Genomic DNA, 16998 nt, shown 5'->3' on the forward strand with positions numbered 1-16998 from the left:
TTACGATCCTCTTGTTAGTTGGTTAGGAGTGAGGTAACTATGAGGAGAATCCTGCCTCTAAAACAGCTGGCTATTAGGGTTCTAACAGGGGTTTAACCGGTACAATAATATGAAAAACAAGCACTTAATAGTACTTAATGAGCTGAAGGATCAGCTGTTAAATTACCCTCGTGATACCCTTTGGGATAAGTATCTACAGATTATCGTCAATGAGCAGCTGAGAAAAATTGAATATTCAGATGAGGGGTTTGAGCCTGAGAAACTTTCAAGGCAACAGATATATGCCAAAGCGAAAAATATTGATGAAAAAAGCGTAGACAGTCAAACTGCTAAAAATGCGGTTAAGACGTCGAAGCTTGAACTAACTTTGGCAGCATTTATTGAGGACCAACCGGATTGTAAAAGAGCATTTATAGACCTAGGATATAAGCCGATCATTGTCACTTCAGCATCAGGGGGTGGGTCAAAGAATAAAACATTCATATGGATGGATATTGAGGTTATCGAAAATGAGGGTGTAGCGCAGGAACAGATAGATGAATCTGCTGCTGTAGAGTCTGATGAGGAGCTCGAGGATACTGAGGATGTAAGTAGTGTCACTTACGAGCGTAAAGCCACTTCTGATATTAAGCTCTCTTTACTTGTTAGGCTTTTCTTCAAAAAAGGTGAGCTCAAGATGCTGAGTGTGAGCGGAATCTCACTTATGTTGTTGCTAATGCTAAGTGCTCTGCTGGATATTTTTATCGTCATATGCTCAATACTAGTCCTTTTGTTATTGAATGACTTACCAGGCTTTAAACTTTGGCAAATTATGGTTTTTGTACTATTTATTCCTGTGGCTTATCTTAACTGGCGATATTTTCTTATGCCGTTACAGTCGATACCTCAACATCGCGTGATTAAAGCACCTATGTTCTTTACTAATATTAACGCTGATAACATGGATATTGAAATGTATCGTAATAAAGACAAGTTGAATATAGCGAGAATCACGGAGTTCACTGCAATTTGTCCTATTTGCTCTGGAGTAATCGAGCTTGCTAATGGTAAGCCCGATCAAAAGTCACCGCTAGTAGGGCGCTGTAAGGAAGCGCCTTATGCTCATGTGTACAGCTTTGATCGAATGACTATGAAAGGCTACTTTTTAGGTGTGCCAAATTATTTAGCAGATATAAAGTATGAGAACTAAGAAGTAAGGGCGATACATTGGTGAAAAACTAAGAGGCTGTTAATATGGATAGAATTTTGATTAAGATAAAAGGGTAACTAATTGGTATGCTAATAGATAACGTAGTAGAAAAAGTATCTGATACTCTTATTAGTTCGATTCAAGATAATGACAAGCTTGCAGTAATGACAGGCCTCTTCTCTATATACGCATACGAACATTTGAAAGAATCACTTAATAAGGTTGATTCAGCCAGACTGCTCTTCTCTCAAGCTAAAGGATTTGATTATTTAAGCTCATCAGATAATGAGTCTCCATTTGGTGCGTTAAATGGTACTGCGTTAGAAAACAAGTTTCGTAATCAGCTAAAGCAAAAGGCGATAGCTCAAGATTTTGCACATTGGCTAAAAGAAAAATCATCAATTCGACTGGTACAACAGATTGGTGCAGTTCATCAACATGTCATACATGTTGATTCAATGTCTGAATCGGTTGCTATCAACGGGGCTCAATTTAACGGCCAAGGTCTGGGTCTAACTGAATCTAAGGGTTTTGATATGATAACCCTTGCCAATGCTGATCAAGCCAAAGAGTTGCTTGCTTTTTTTAATCGAGTTTGGGGTAGCAAGGCGCAAGTCAAAGAAGCTAAAGAGCTTTATCAGGCAGAATTAGCAAAGCTAACCTCGGATCAAACACCGCAATTTATCTATTTCATTACTTTATATAGCATCTTTAAAGGTTTTATTGGTGAGCTGCAAGAAGATAAAATTTTGAAAGTAAAAACAGGTTTTAAAGATACTATCGTCTGGAATAAGCTCTATAAATTTCAAAAGGATGGCGTGTTAGGTGCAATCAATAAGCTGGAACACTTCAACGGATGTATTATTGCTGATAGTGTAGGCTTAGGTAAAACATTCGAGGCGCTTGCTGTAATTAAGTATTATGAGCTTCGTAATGATAAGGTCTTAGTTCTCTGTCCAAAAAAGTTGCGTGATAACTGGCTAATCTATACACAGAACGATAAGCGTAACTTACTTGCAAGTGACCGTTTCAATTATGATGTGCTAAACCATACGGACATGAGTCGTACCACTGGGTTCTCAGGTGATATAAATCTTGAAACTATTAATTGGGGTAACTATGACCTCGTTGTAATCGATGAGTCGCACAATTTTAGGAATAATAATCCTAAAAAAGATGGGCGTAATCGCTATCAAAGATTACTTGAAGATATTATTCAAGCTGGCGTAAAAACGAAAGTACTGATGCTTTCTGCTACACCAGTAAATAACCGCTTAAACGATATAAAAAACCAAGTTGCCTTTATTACTGAAGCAAATGATCTAGCTTTGCTAGATCATGGCATTAGCAGTATTGAAGGAACACTAAGACAAGCTCAAACAAGGTTTTCAAAATGGGCAGAGCAAGACCCTGATGAGCGTACCTCAAAAGATTTGCTTGACTCCATGAACTTTGATTATTTTAAGTTGCTTGATATTTATACTATTGCTCGTTCTCGCAAACATATTGAAAAGTATTATGGTACATCAGACATGGGTAAATTCCCTACACGTCTGCTACCAATCAATCTTAAGGCTTCAATAGACATAAAGGATCAGTTTCCACCTTTAGAAGAAGTAAATAAAAATATTCGTAGACTATCTTTAGCGTTCTACTCACCAATAAAGTACGTCAGAGTAGATAAAAAAGCTGAATACGCCAGAAGGTATGACCAAGAAGTTAAAGGTGGGAAAAGCGTATTTAAGCAGATTGATCGTGAAGAAAGCTTAATTCATCTCATCCGCATTAACTTATTAAAGCGTATGGAGAGCTCAATTCATTCGTTCACACTAACATTAGGGAAATTACTAACTCAAGTGAACGTGCTGCTAGAAAAAATAGAGCATTTTGACTCCAACCTGATGAATGAGCAGACAGAAGAGTTTGTGGCTCCATCAATTGAAGAAATTGACGACCTCGAATTCGAATCTCCAGAGTTAGCGCCATACCTAATAGGTAATAAAACAAAAGTTCGTATCCAAGATATGGATTTAATAAGGTTCACTCAAGATTTAGAGGCAGATAGTGTTTTTCTTCAAGAAATCTTACGTGTATCTAAAAGTATAGATGCAGCACGGGATGCGAAGCTAGCAATACTAAAAAGTAATTATTATGGTAAATGTAAAGACCCGATAAACGGAAGTAATAAAAAAGTAATTATTTTTACAGCATTCGCTGATACAGCGGAATACCTGTATAAAAATATTTCTCCATGGGCCAAGCAAGAGCTAGGTCTCCATTCAGCTATTATTACAGGGCAACGTACAGAAACGACTTTACGTGGAACTGATGGTAAGAAGTTCAAAACAGACTTGAACAGTCTTCTTACTCACTTCTCACCTAAATCGAAAGAACGTGACAAAGTATTCCCTGAGTTTAAAGAAGAGATTGATATTTTAATTGCTACTGATTGTATTTCAGAAGGTCAGAACCTTCAGGACTGTGATTATCTCATTAACTATGATATCCATTGGAATCCAGTTCGTATCATTCAGCGCTTTGGACGTATTGATCGTTTGGGTTCAACCAATGATGTCATTCAGCTTGTTAACTTTTGGCCAAACATGGAATTAGATGAGTATATTAATCTTGAAGCTAGAGTTAGTGGTCGAATGGTCTTACTTGATATTTCAGCAACAGGTGAAGAAAATATAATTGAGCAAGACCCAAAAATAAACAAAGGGATGAATGACCTTGAGTATCGCAGAAAGCAGCTTGAACAGCTTCAAAATGCCGTCGTGGACCTTGAGGAAATATCTGGTGGTGTATCAATCACAGATCTCACTCTCAATGACTTTAGAATGGATTTAACAGGCTTTATTAGTAACAATGAGCAAGATAATACTAGCTTGCTAGAGCAAACTCCAATTGGTTTGTTCGCTCCTGTGATTATATCTAAAGAAGCATTTGAATTAGAATCAAGCCAGTTTGCAGGATTACAGGATGAGGTTGAACCAGGTGTTATTTTCTGTCTAAAAGATATCAAGGGTAAAGTGCAAGTTGAAGACAGCTATTCTCTCGCACCTTACTATCTTGTTTATGTCTCTGATGAAGAAGAGGTCTTACTTTCCTTTACCCAGTCCAAGAATATTCTTGATCTATGTAAAAAGCTAGGGTCGGAGCTAACGGAGATTAGCCAGTCCAGTAAAGCTTATCAAGAGTTTGCTAGACGAACTAAAAATGGTAAGCAGATGAAACATTATCAAAATCTTTTAGCTAAAGCGGTGGAAAACATTGCTGGTAAAAGTGAAGAGATTGGTACTATGAGCCTGTTTAATAGAGGCGGTACTGTCTTATCAGCATCAAGTACTCAAAACGTAAATGACTTTGAAGTGATCAGTTATATGGTTATCTTATGATGGAATATATAGATTTTCGAGCTATTTCTGAAGAAAAAGATCATTCTCAAGTTCGTGGTGATTTAATAGACAAGGTATGTGACCACTTAAAGCTTCCTGAGTCTACATTTCTCGGTACTCGAGTCACTAAAAAAATGCTCATAGATAGCAATGAGCTTAGTAGTCATGATAAAAAATTAGTCACGGACGTTATTCAATCTATAGAATGGCGCAATACACTGAAGCCAGACACAGTTAATATTTCTATGTATGTGACTGATACAGTTGAATACCTAGAAGTAGCGGTAATCCGTGTTGTGCTAAAAGCTGGTAAGAAGCACAAAGACAGACTCACAAATATAACCAAGCTAATGCATACCTTAATTCCTTATCCCGTAGTTCTGTTAGTTGAGCTACAGAATGAATTAGCAATTAGTTTGGCTGATAAGCGCATTAACCAAGCTGATAAAACTAGGCTGGTCATTGAGCATATTTATAACAGCGATTGGTTGCATCCAGAAAAACTAAGTAACAATGAAAATGATTTTCTCAATGACTTCTCTTTGGTGAACGCCTCAAGTCTTAATTACTTTGAGCTCTATCATGATTTTATCTCAATGCTTATTGGATTAAAAGCTAGTAAAGTTTCTGGAATCTACAATTTCAAAAGCTCTTCAATATCTCAGAATACTTATAAGCCTGAAGCTGGTGGTGAGAAAAGTGACACATCATCTAGCTTGGGTTTTTCTGAGAAGAGTAACGAAGATAAAACAGCATTGCTTCGAAAGTTAGAAGGGTTAGAAGCAGAACTGAGTAGCATCAGGAACAAGATTAAAAAAGAAACACAGATGAACGTCAAAATGCGTCTCAACATTGAAGCTAAGAACGTTAAAAACTCAATCAGTAAATTGAAACGTTCTCTGTAAATACTAAGGTAGTTAGGCTCTATGGCTATTCTAATTAATGTAGTAAGAATTTCTGGGTTTAGAGGGATCTCAAACTTAGAGATAACTTTACCCAAAGTTGCAGTTCTTATAGGTCAGAACAATGCAGGTAAAACTTCTATTATAAAAGCGTTGCAGGTTGCTCTTGGTGATTATGGAAGACACTTAACAGATGAAGATTTTTACATTAATAGTAATGACAGTGTATGCTCAGAAATTATTGTGGACATCTCTATTGTCCCTGTAGATGAGAATAGTCAAAGAACAAATATGTTCTCTGATGAATGGATTGAGGTTTTTGGTGACTGGGTTCAAGCTGATATTGAAGAAAATGACTTCGTAGCAATAAGAACGATTTGTGAAAAAGACAGTATTAAAGGCGGCTTTAAAGTTAGTCGCTATCCGTTATCTCGATGGCCTAGATTTGAAAATTGGACAGATGAATCAGCTAAGATAAATAATAAAATTTCAAAGCTTATCGATGCTATACCATTTGTTGCTATAGATGCTCAGAGAGATATTTGTCAGGATTTACGTGAGAAAAATTCTTATATGGGTAAGGTTTTATCTGACATAAGTTTTGAAAGTGATGATAAAGAAGCTCTTGAAGACCTGATAGCAGAACTCAATGAACGTGCGGTAGAGAAAAGTACAGTCTTAAGTGAGTTGAGAAAACATCTTGATTTACTAAATCAATCATTTGAAGGTCAAGGTCAAACCGATATAACACCATTTCCTAAAAAAATAAGAGATTTGTCAAAGCAATTTTCAATTCATTTTGGTGAAGATGAAGCGAACTCATTTTCTATGGAATATCATGGAATGGGAACGAGAAGTTGGGCTTCTATGCTCACAGTCAAGGCATTTATAGACATTTTGGAGAAAAAGCATGTAGAGGAGGAAGAGTGCTTTTTCCCTATCATTGCAGCAGAAGAACCTGAAGCACACTTACACCCAAATGCTCAACGAACACTTTATAAGCAATTGACTGACATTAAGGGGCAAACGATCATAAGCTCTCATTCTCCTTACTTGGCTGCATTGGCAAATCAACAAGACTTGAGGGTAATAGCTAAAAGTAATGGTCAAGGTATTCGTGTTTTTTCTCTAAATGAAGCTTTACAACCAGAAGAGCTAAGAAAAATTCATCGTGAGGTTATTCACTCTAAAGGTGAATTGCTGTTCTCTACTGCAATAGTCTTATCAGAAGGAGAGACTGAAGCTCAGGCTCTTCCCTTATTGTTCGAAAGATATTTTTCTAAAGCTCCTTTCAACTTAGGAATAAATTTCATCGGAGTTGGTGGGTCAGGTTCAAAATACAAGCCATATTTAACATTTGCCAGAGATTTCAATATACCTGTTTTTATCTTTTCAGATGGGGAAGAAAAACCAATAAAAGACTTACAAAAAGTATTTGATTCCTTGTTTGGTGGGATAGATATAACGACTGCCACAAACGTGACAATACTGGAAGATACTGATTTTGAAGGATATTTGCTAAACAGTGGTTTCCAAGGAGAGATCGAGACCGCCATAAAAGCACATGATGGTGATGACAGAATTACCAAGTATATTTCAAACAAACAAGGCAACCAGACTAAAGCTGTAATCTCAGATAAACCACGATGTGAGACTTGCAATCAGCCAATTTATGAATGTGGTATATACGATTATTCTGATGATGATGGTTATAAAAAGGCAATTTTGGAAATTTTAGATTCTGACAAAACTAAATACGCCAAAGTTGTTGCTGATCACTTAAGCGCTCTAGAGCCTGAAGCTTTGCCACCTAAAATTATTGCATTGTTTGAGCAAATTAAAGCAGGAGCAGAACTATGATTTCTTTATCCTCCTCACAGCAAGAGATTGTAGAATTTGACATTAAATCAGCGATTCAAATCCTTGCTTCTGCTGGTTCGGGTAAAACGAGAGTCTTGACTGAAAGAATTAGATATATTCTTAATAATACTAAGAAAGATAAGGTATTAGCTCTTGCTTTTACGAACAAGGCAGCTCAAGAAATGCAAGAGCGTTTGGCTGATTTTGTTGGAGTAGAAGAGCGTACTTGGGTATCTACAATTCATTCAGTTTCTCAAAGTATTATAGAAAGTTATGGACATACTATTGGTTTGTCCAACGACTTGCATATCTATGAGCGAGATCAAGACCGAATGGAGCTGTTTTTACAGTCATTGAGAGACAGCAATATTGATGTAGATGAGTATTTAAACATAAATGACCCTGCTGAAAAGCGTAAGCGAAATCAGGTCATGCAAGGTTATATGGATGCTTTTGCTGAAATTAAGAGAGAGTTACTAACTGAGCGTGATGAAATTGAAACTCGATTTCCAAATGAGCCACGGTTTTATGATATCTACCAAGATTATCAAGAAGCATTATTAAACAGTGGTGGTATAGATTTTAATGATATTTTGTTCTTAGCTTATAGAATCTTAAATGAACATTCTAACATCGCCAGAACATATCAGATTATGTATAAACATGTGTGTGTTGATGAAGCTCAAGACTTAAATAAAGCTCAATATGAACTGATAAAGGTTTTTTGTGGGGAGCGGATTAAAAGTATCTTGATGGTAGGAGATCCTAATCAAATGATTTATGGGTTCAATGGATCAAAAGATTACTTTGAAAAAGATTTCTTAAGTGATTTTGAGCCTAAAACATTCACTTTGAGAGAAAATTATCGAAGTAGCAAAGAAGTGATTAAGTTGGCGAATGTGATTAAGCCTAACTCTCAGATTAACCATAAAGCGGCATTCAATGGATGTGCAAAAATACAACCCTGTTTAAATGAAGAGGTTGAGGCGAACTGGTTGATTAGAGGTATTAAAGGTCTTTTAGAAGCAAAAGAGCATAATGAGATTGAGGGTGAAATTTCTCTAGAAAAGATGGTTGTTATTGGACGAAATAAATTTGTTTTTAACAAATTAAAAGAAAAGCTTGATGAAAATAATATTACTTATCACCTCAATAAGGGTGAAAGACAAGCTGAACCTGATTCTTTGTTCGGCAGAGTTTTAGATTACGCAATTCGTTTGAAGTTAAATCCTAAAGATTGGATCGATGGAAAGAAGCTGTGCTCTTTATTGAAAGTTCAACAGCCTGACCAGTGGAACGACAATAACCTTCTACTTGCTTGGTCGCAGTTAATTGAGTCATCAGATCTACCGTTAGTACACGCTCAAGCTTTTCTCTTACAAGAGATTCACAAAATAGATGCTGAACAACCAAATATCCGTAAATTTTGTACGGCTCTTAAGGATAAGCTGGATGAATATAATTCAGTAAAACTTACTGAGAAAGAACATGTTGAATTGGTCATTAGTATTCAAGAACTTGATGAGTTCCAAAAAAGATGGACTACTTTTAGACGTAGAAGTTTAGGTGTAAGTCTTAAATCATTTATAAATGCAATGACATTAGGGAAACTCGACTCCGCAACACAAGGTAAAGGTTTAACACTAAGTACAGTCCATACAATGAAAGGTTTAGAAAAAGATATCGTCTTTCTAATTGGTATGTGTGATGGAGTTTTCCCAGACTACCGAGCAACCAGCCAAAAAGATTTAAATGAAGAAAAAAACAATGCTTTTGTTGCAGTAACACGAGCAAAAAGATGGTTATACATTAGTTACCCACAATACCGAATGATGCCTTGGGGTAAAGCTAAGTTTCATCAAGCTTCTAGATTCATCAACACCTTGTCAGCTAACCCAATAATTAATGAATAAAAGCGAAAAGTTATGAAAAATCAAGTTATAGACAAAATTACTAGCGATAGCCCAGAAGCGAAAAGCTTAGACATTACACAGCAAAACATTGAACAGCTTAAGCAGCTTTTCCCTGATGTTTTTTCTGAAAATAAAATTGATTTTGAGGCTCTTAAAGCAGTTTTAGGAGAAGAAATTGATGATTCAGAAGAGCGCTATAACTTTACTTGGAATGGCAAGACCAAAGCGCGTCAAATCGCTCAAATGCCTTCAACAGGCACACTATAGTCAATTCAAAATAAAAGTGTTATGACAAGGATTAATATCATAAAACAATTTAGATAAGTCGTTTTCCATCCATCCTTGGCGTAGAAACTTTGCTTGTGCCCATTTTTTCTCAATAGGGTTTAAGTCAGGGCTATAAGGGGGTAAGAATAGAAGCCTGTGACCATGCCTGTTAAGCAGTCTTTTCACACGTTTATGAAAGCTTGCGTTATCCATCACAATCACGCACTTACGTTTAAGGCTTGGAATTAAGGTATATTTGCACCAGTTGTAGAATATGTCGCCATTGATATTCTTATTAAAGTAATCAAGCGCAAACAGTATCTTTTCATATAAAGCACCAATAACGTTGGTTCTTTTTTTACTTTGCCAGTTATAGCTATCAATGCATGGGGTTCCAATGGGTGCATAGCCAAAGGGACGCAGGGTTTCAGACTCAAAGCCGCTTTCATCCATGTATACAATAGCAAAGCCTTGAGTGATATAGTCGTTGAGTTTGCTTAGATACTTAGCTCTCTTTAGGGGGCAAGCTTTTGGATGCTCTAAGGTCTTTTTTTTTGCTAATACCTAAGCGCTTTAAGGCGTGATAAATGCCTGATGGGCTACAGTTTAATCGACGAGCTCGCTCATACTGGTAATCGTCAGGATGCTCTTTAACATCATTGAGCAGAACGTCATCGCTTATCTTATGAGGTTTAGTTTGCCTTGTTGTTTTGCTGTGGACACGCCGCTTCCAGTTTTGTATGGTGGTTGGACTAAGATCATAGAAATCAACCGCTTGAGCAAAGGTCATACCCCCGTCCAAGCTTTTAAGGACTTGTTTGCGAAAATCTAGTGAATAAGTCATGAGTATTTATAATAGTAATAGGTTAGTTGGTTTAGTTTATAACATTTTTAAAGGAAATTGACTATACGCCCTAGCAAGGGAGAAAGCGTAAACTGGGACATGACAGAAAATTTGTTTATTGAAGGCGATAATCTTGAGGTACTAAAGCTGTTGCAAAAGTCTTACCATAAAAAAGTAAAGATGATTTATATCGATCCTCCTTATAATACTGGAAGAGATTTTATATATAAGGATAACTTTCAAGATAATATTAAAAATTATTTAGAGATATCAGGTCAAGTTGACCTTAGTGGCAATAGGTTAAGTACAAATTATGACACTTCAGGGCGTTATCATTCAAATTGGCTATCTATGATGTACCCCCGGTTAAAGCTTGCGAGAAACTTATTGAAAGATGATGGAGTGATATTTATATCCATTGATGATAGTGAGTACTCTAATGTAAAGTCTATTTGTGACGAAATATTTGGTGAAGAGAACTTCATCGAACCTTTTGTGTGGATTAAAAAAACTGCTCCAAACAATGTAGTTATTGGAGGTGTGCATGAATATATTTTAGTTTATGCAAAAAACCAAAGCGAGGTTAATCTGAACTTACTACCTCGGGATACTGAAAAAGACAAGAAGTATAAAAATCCTGATAATGACCCTCGAGGTCGATGGGCTCCAGACAATTTAACCGCAGCTGCTAAAGGTGGTAGAGCCACTCCCAGCTTGATCTATGAAATTGTTAATCCTATAACAGGGCAGAAGCATATGCCACCTGAAGGTAGAATGTGGATTGTACCGGAAGATCAAATGTTAGATAAAATAAAAGACGGTTCTATATATTGGGGAAAGAAGGGCGACGGTCGTCCAATGGATAAGAAATTTTTAAAAGATATACGAAATGGGGTTTCCGCCTCAACATTGCTTAATGATGTTGGGAGTAACAGTACTGCTTCTAAAGATTTAGCTAATTTATTTGATGGGAATGTATTTTTTGAAACCCCAAAACCTGTAAAGATGTTACAGAGGTTTGTTCAGCTTGGATTAAACGATGGCGACTTAGCTTTAGATTTTTTTGCAGGGTCAGCAACTTTAGCAGAAGCTATATATAGACAAAATCTAGAGGATAATAAAGCGCGAAAATACATTCTTTGCCAGTTGCCAGAGGAGTATCCTACTGACTCTAAAGCATTTAAATCCGGATTCAAAAAAATATCAACATTCGCCATCGAACGTATTAAAAGGGCTGAAGCAAAACTTGATATGAAAGAAGGTTATGGTTTCAAGGTATTTCAGCTCGATGAGACAAATATCCGTCCTTGGGATGCTGACTTTGACAACCTAGAGCAAGTGCTTCAACAAGCAACTGAATCCATCAAAGCGGGTCGCTCAAACGAAGATGTACTTTATGAGATTTTACTTAAATACGGTATTGCACTCACAGTTCCAGTAGAGACTGAAATTATAAATGGTAAAGAGGTCTTTGTTGTTGGTGCTGGCGCATTGATTGTTTGCTTAGACGATGGAATTACAAGTGAATTGGTTGAAGGTATTGCTAAGCTTAAAGATAAGCTGGATCCAGAAACAACTCAAGTTGTATTTAAAGATGCAGGTTTTGCTGATAGCAACGTAAAAACAAATGCTATCCAGATATTAAAACAGGCTGGCGTTGACGATGTTAAAAGCATCTAAAGGATAAGTAATGTCTGAAATGAAAATAAAATTTGATCCTGACCTATCTCACCAAAAAGATGCGGTTAGCGCTGTTGTAGGTGTGTTTGAGGGCCAAGAAACCTTTCAATCCAATTTCTCTGTTTCTAGTAGCGCTCTCAGTAATGAGCAGTTAGGTCTATTTGCCAAGAATAATGACATTGGTGTCGCTAATGCACTTAGTCTGCTACCAGAAGAGCTGTATGAAAATACTCGCAATGTTCAGCTGTTGAATGGGTTAGAGCAAACAGAAACAACCAAACAAGCGCTTCCTAGCCTCGATTTTACTATTGATATGGAAACAGGCACAGGTAAGACTTACGTTTACCTACGTAGCGTATTTGAGCTATACGAGCGTTATGGTTTGAGTAAGTTTATTATTGTTGTTCCTTCAGTGGCCATTAGGGAAGGTGTTTATAAGTCTCTACAAATTACAGAAGAGCATTTCAGGAAAGAATATAAAAATATCCAGTATGATTATTTTATTTATGATTCATCAGATCGAAATCAAGTAAGAAATTTCGCTACTAATGACTATATTCAGATTATGGTAATCAATATTGATGCTTTCAGTAAGTCATTTACTGACCCTGAAAAAGAGACTAAGGCCAACCTCATTCATCGTACTGATGATCGACTTAACGGTATGAAGCCCATTGAATTTATTCAAGCGACAAACCCAATAGTAATCATTGATGAACCTCAGTCAGTAGCTTCTACAGACAACCGTAAGAAAGCAATTGCTAGCTTAAATCCATTATGTACATTTCGCTATTCAGCTACCTTAAATGAGGATTTTAATAAACTCTATAAGCTGGATTCGAGAGATGCTTTCGAGCGTAAATTAGTAAAACAAATTGAAGTTGCTTCATTAGAAATTAAAGATAATCATAACCAAGCCTATATTAAGCTTGTTAGTGTTGATAACAAGAAGTCACCAAGCACTGCAAAAATTGAAATCGATGCTCAGACCAAAACAGGTAAGTTGCAGCCTCGTAAATCTATCACAGTAAAAGCAGGTACTGACTTATTCGAAGCCTCTGGTGGAAGGGATCTTTATGAAGGTTATGTGATCAACGATATTTATTGCGAGGAAGGCAGCGAGTATATTGATTTTACTAGTCGTGATGACATCATAGAGCTCAATCAGGCTATTGGTGAAGTTGATCAAGACACCTACAAACGATTGCAAGTATCAAAAACAGTAGAAGAGCATCTAGAAAAAGAACTGAAGTTTTATCGAAAAATTACCACTGGAGTTGATCCAATGGATCACTCTAAAGTTCTTAGCCAAAAAGGAATTAAAGTTCTTAGTTTATTCTTTATTGATAAAGTAGCCAATTACCGTGGGTACACTAAAGATGGTGTGCCTGTACAAGGTAAGTTTGCCAGTTGGTTTGAAGAAGAGTTTATAAAACAGCTTAAAAAACCAAAGTATCGTGTTTTATACCCTTCAGTATGGGATAAGGATGATGCTGGAAAGCCAATTATCAATGAACAAGCTCTCAAGGAGTTGGCAAGCTCTGTTCATGATGGTTACTTTGCGCAAGATAGAAAGAAAGACGCGCTAGGAAATCCGTTGTTTGCAGAATCTAAGCTTTCAGCAAAAGGTGAAGGTGGTAAAACTATTGCTGATGAGTCAGCTTATAACCTCATTATGAAAGATAAAGAAAAATTACTCTCAATGGATGAGAAACTACGCTTTATCTTTAGTCACTCTGCTCTAAAAGAGGGGTGGGATAATCCAAACGTATTCCAAATATGTACTTTAAATGAGACAAAATCGGAAACGAAAAAGCGCCAAGAAGTTGGTCGTGGTTTGCGTCTAGCTGTAGATCAGTCGGGTGAGCGAGTACCTTACGGTTTTGAAGTAAACATACTAACAGTTATGGTAAACGAATCTTATGATCAGTTTGTAGCTAAGTTCCAGAAAGAAATTGAAGAAGAAGAAGGTATTAAGTTTGGTGTGGTAGAAAAACATCAGTTTGCCAATATCGTAATATCCGATGAGCATAATGATAAAGAATTTCTTGGAGCAAAAAAATCAGAAGAAATTTATCAGCATCTTGAAAATCAGGGTTATATAAATAATAAAGGCAAAATTCAAGATTCTCTAAAAATCGATTTAGCTGATAATACGGTCGTTCTACCAGAAAGTGCAAAAGAGCATACTGAAGCTATTCTTGCTACCTTAACTAAAGTTGCAAGAGGTTTAAGTATCAAGAAACACGAGGAAAAGAAGACTGCTAAACTGAAGGAGAAAGAGGGTAAGCAAGTCGTATTAGGTGATGATTTTAAAGCCCTTTGGGATCGTATCAAGTATAAAACTACCTATAGAGTGAATTTTAGCGTTAGTGAGCTTGTAGAAGCGTGTATCAAAGAGATTAGAGCATCTGTTGTCGTTTCTAGTGTTAAGTATGAGTCGAAAAAACGAAGAGTTGAAATTGCTGAATCCGGACTTCTCGTCTCTGATTTAGATTTAGAGGGTAATAAAGTTCAAGACAAACAAGGTGTGCTAGAGGTAAGCTTTAAGCTCCCCGATATTGTAACCTACTTAGAGTCTCAAACGAATCTAACACGCTCAACGATAATTCATATACTGCTTGGTTTGGGTGATAAGCTCGAAGCCTTTAAGAAAAACCCGCAATTATTCATTCAGCAGTGTGCGGAAGTCATTCGTAAACAAATGCGTTTAGCGATTGTTGATGGTATTTCGTACCAGCGCATTGGTGATGACAATTATTATGCTCAAGAACTGTTTCAAGAAGAAGAGTTAACAGGTTATCTAAAAAATATGGTTGAAGCACACAAGTCAGTTTATGATTACATCGTTTGTGATTCTAATACTGAGTTTGAGTTTGCTGAGAAGCTTGAGCAATCAGCAGAAGTTAAGCTTTATACTAAACTACCTGCTTGGTTCAAAATAGATACGCCATTAGGTAGTTATAACCCTGATTGGGCTGTACTGATTGATAAGGATGATGAGATGGGTGAGCAGCTATACTTTGTGGTTGAAACTAAATCAAGCATTTTTTCTGATGATTTGAGAGCAGCTGAAAAGGCCAAGATTGATTGTGGTATTGAGCACTTCAAGGCTTTGAGCAAAGATAGCAATGGCGTAGATTTAGAAAACCCAGCTAAATTCGTGAAAGCTGATAACTATAATACTTTCTCCACACACTTTAGCTAATTGAATGACAATCGAAGATCATGATTAACATGGTCTTCGATTTTTATATGCTCAAATATTTATATTGTAATTCGGACAATTAAACTTACAATAATTTATTCGAAGTGTTTTCTGTGTTGAATAATTCTCTATAAGATGGATATATTCTAAAGAATTCAGAAAAAGATAGTTTTTAGTTGATAGTATATCGCTCAATTAATTTAAGAATAAAGGTCTATCCCTTATTTCTCAATAGCTCTAGTACCTTGTCCTCTCCCAGCTGAGCGATCAATGCTTGCAGCTGGGTAGTAGGATCAACTTGTGTTTGAGCATCTACTCTAAACTCTGCCGTATCTTTACCCTCACGCAGCGCATCTAAATAGTTAGCCCACTTTTGCATCATCTCCGCACGATCATCAACGTAATCAAATCGCCCGTAAGCCGCTCCATTAGGATCTTTAGTAGTGTGACCTAAGGCCATCTCTACAAGCACTAGAGAGTACTTTAACTGCTCTTGCAGGATAGTCTTCGCAGTTGCTCTAAAACCATGGGCGCAATGTATGTTCTGGTAGCCTAGATCTTTTAAGCGGTTGTTAGCAGTAACGTCTGAGATGATGTGATATTTCTTAGCCGTCTGACTATAGAAAACATACTCGGTATGCCCATTAATTTTTTGCTGTTCAAGTAGAATAGCAACTGCTTGATGTGGTAGGGGAACGACCATCTCTTTAACCATGTTCAACTTGCCTTGCCCCTTTAATGGCTTTAACTGCCACCTACTAGCCTTTAGGTCTAGATCAGCCCACCTCATACGTCTCAAGTCTCCATTACGTATAAAGAGCATAGCTAATAGCCTAAGGGAATTAATCGTATTAAGATCACCTTGTGTAGTCTCTATAGCACGTAGTAGTTTAGCTAAGTCTTCTGGCTTGGTAACTGCTGGACGATGACCGTAACTAGACTTAGCTAATTGGCTTTTAATAAGCGAAGCAGGATTACTGCTACAAAACCCGCGAGCACCGGCGTAAACAAATACATCACTGGCGATACCTGCACAGCGTTCCGCTTTGTCAGTGGGCTTACCGTCTTTATTCAAAGAATTGGCTTGAATGTCTAAAAGCACTTCAAGCATTCTAGGTGAGTCAATCTCACTAATAGGCTCATTACCAATGTAAGAGCAGATAAGCTCCAAGCGACCTTTCTTACGAATGAGCGTATTACCTTTTTGACTCTGTTCAAGAGTATCGAAGTATTCCCAAGCAAAGTGATTAAAAGAGTTTTTAGTTTTACTAATAAGACTTTTCTTTATATCTTCACGGTGGATTTTAGGATCAATACCTTTGCTTAACAAGTCTTCATACTCACGCCAAACTTCACAGGCACGAGCATACGAGATACTTGGGTATGTACCGATGGAGATAATGCTTTGCTTAGGATTAGAAGGCGGGTAATAACGATACATCCATGACTTTGTCTCAGTAGGACGCACCATTAAGAAAAGTTTGGGATGGTTTTTGATAGGAACGAAGTATTTCCTATCTTCAGGCTTGTGACTGCTGATACTACGGTCAGAACTGATCGCTTTTCTATCCATGAGCCTAGATCTCCGTGAGTGCACTCAAAGTTCGGTATACTTGACAGTATACTCAGAATGCATGGATTAGGATAGATAGAGCTGGACAGTATAAGACGTCAGATACAACAAAGCCCCTAGTATCAGGGGCTTTGGATGCTCTATAAGATAGTATAGGACTAGGT

The 16998-nt window shown here is 37.0% G+C and carries 10 protein-coding genes and 1 pseudogene; 8 read left to right on the top strand and 3 right to left on the bottom strand.

The annotated features are described in order from the left end of the window. The first annotated feature begins 109 nt into the window (after window positions 1-109). The 6 genes from H4W00_RS07360 (at window position 110) to H4W00_RS07385 (ending at window position 9529) form a co-directional block, all read left to right on the top strand. A complete protein-coding gene (locus tag H4W00_RS07360) occupies window positions 110-1189 on the top strand; it encodes a hypothetical protein (RefSeq protein WP_209956914.1) in 1080 nt (359 codons plus the stop codon). Between the two features lie 86 nt (window positions 1190-1275). Further along, window positions 1276-4587, top strand: coding sequence for a helicase-related protein (locus H4W00_RS07365; protein ID WP_209956915.1), 3312 nt, complete (start codon window positions 1276-1278; stop codon window positions 4585-4587). Next, a complete protein-coding gene (locus H4W00_RS07370) occupies window positions 4584-5492 on the top strand; it encodes a DUF4391 domain-containing protein (protein ID WP_209956916.1) in 909 nt (302 codons plus the stop codon). Before H4W00_RS07365 ends, H4W00_RS07370 begins: the two co-directional genes overlap by 4 nt. A 21-nt stretch (window positions 5493-5513) precedes the next feature. After that, window positions 5514-7349, top strand: coding sequence for an ATP-dependent nuclease (locus H4W00_RS07375; protein ID WP_209956917.1), 1836 nt, complete (start codon window positions 5514-5516; stop codon window positions 7347-7349). Beyond that, window positions 7346-9262, top strand: coding sequence for an ATP-dependent helicase (locus H4W00_RS07380; protein WP_334684908.1), 1917 nt, complete (start codon window positions 7346-7348; stop codon window positions 9260-9262). Before H4W00_RS07375 ends, H4W00_RS07380 begins: the two co-directional genes overlap by 4 nt. 12 nt (window positions 9263-9274) lie before the next feature. Then, entirely contained in the window at window positions 9275-9529 is a 255-nt protein-coding gene (locus tag H4W00_RS07385; RefSeq protein ID WP_209956918.1) for a hypothetical protein, read from the top strand. Here H4W00_RS07385 and H4W00_RS12605 read toward each other — a convergent pair. Both H4W00_RS12605 and H4W00_RS12610 read right to left on the bottom strand, forming a co-directional pair. Further along, window positions 9530-10021, bottom strand: a pseudogene (locus H4W00_RS12605) (IS630 family transposase); the annotation flags it as partial. A gap of 13 nt (window positions 10022-10034) precedes the next feature. Beyond that, complete coding sequence (locus H4W00_RS12610; RefSeq protein WP_334684838.1) at window positions 10035-10373, bottom strand: IS630 transposase-related protein; 339 nt, start codon at window positions 10371-10373, stop codon at window positions 10035-10037. A 99-nt stretch (window positions 10374-10472) separates the two neighbouring features. Here H4W00_RS12610 and H4W00_RS07395 point away from each other — a divergent pair, with 99 nt between their 5' ends. Continuing rightward, complete coding sequence (locus tag H4W00_RS07395) at window positions 10473-12053, top strand: site-specific DNA-methyltransferase (protein WP_209956919.1); 1581 nt, start codon at window positions 10473-10475, stop codon at window positions 12051-12053. Window positions 12054-12063: 10 nt separating this feature from the next. Further along, entirely contained in the window at window positions 12064-15261 is a 3198-nt protein-coding gene (locus H4W00_RS07400) for a type III restriction-modification system endonuclease (RefSeq protein ID WP_209956920.1), read from the top strand. Window positions 15262-15475: 214 nt separating this feature from the next. Here the strand turns inward: H4W00_RS07400 and H4W00_RS07405 are convergent, their stop codons facing one another. Further along, window positions 15476-16834 (bottom strand): tyrosine-type recombinase/integrase, encoded by a 1359-nt coding sequence (locus H4W00_RS07405; RefSeq protein ID WP_209956921.1) that lies wholly within the window; start codon window positions 16832-16834, stop codon window positions 15476-15478. Between the last annotated feature and the right edge of the window lie 164 nt (window positions 16835-16998).

Source organism: Psychrobacter sp. PL19 (assembly GCF_017875835.1).
In the GTDB taxonomy this organism is placed as follows: domain Bacteria; phylum Pseudomonadota; class Gammaproteobacteria; order Pseudomonadales; family Moraxellaceae; genus Psychrobacter.

What these genes read in the sequence shown, in the direction of transcription:
- H4W00_RS07380 (WP_334684908.1), top strand. Translation starts at nt 7,346, where the DNA reads ATGATTTCTTTATCCTCCTCACAGCAAGAGATTGTAGAATTTGACATT.
- H4W00_RS07395 (WP_209956919.1), top strand. Translation starts at nt 10,473, where the DNA reads ATGACAGAAAATTTGTTTATTGAAGGCGATAATCTTGAGGTACTAAAG.
- H4W00_RS07405 (WP_209956921.1), bottom strand. Translation starts at nt 16,834, where the DNA reads ATGGATAGAAAAGCGATCAGTTCTGACCGTAGTATCAGCAGTCACAAG.
- H4W00_RS07400 (WP_209956920.1), top strand. Translation starts at nt 12,064, where the DNA reads ATGTCTGAAATGAAAATAAAATTTGATCCTGACCTATCTCACCAAAAA.
- H4W00_RS07385 (WP_209956918.1), top strand. Translation starts at nt 9,275, where the DNA reads ATGAAAAATCAAGTTATAGACAAAATTACTAGCGATAGCCCAGAAGCG.
- H4W00_RS07365 (WP_209956915.1), top strand. Translation starts at nt 1,276, where the DNA reads ATGCTAATAGATAACGTAGTAGAAAAAGTATCTGATACTCTTATTAGT.
- H4W00_RS07375 (WP_209956917.1), top strand. Translation starts at nt 5,514, where the DNA reads ATGGCTATTCTAATTAATGTAGTAAGAATTTCTGGGTTTAGAGGGATC.
- H4W00_RS07360 (WP_209956914.1), top strand. Translation starts at nt 110, where the DNA reads ATGAAAAACAAGCACTTAATAGTACTTAATGAGCTGAAGGATCAGCTG.
- H4W00_RS12610 (WP_334684838.1), bottom strand. Translation starts at nt 10,373, where the DNA reads ATGACTTATTCACTAGATTTTCGCAAACAAGTCCTTAAAAGCTTGGAC.
- H4W00_RS07370 (WP_209956916.1), top strand. Translation starts at nt 4,584, where the DNA reads ATGATGGAATATATAGATTTTCGAGCTATTTCTGAAGAAAAAGATCAT.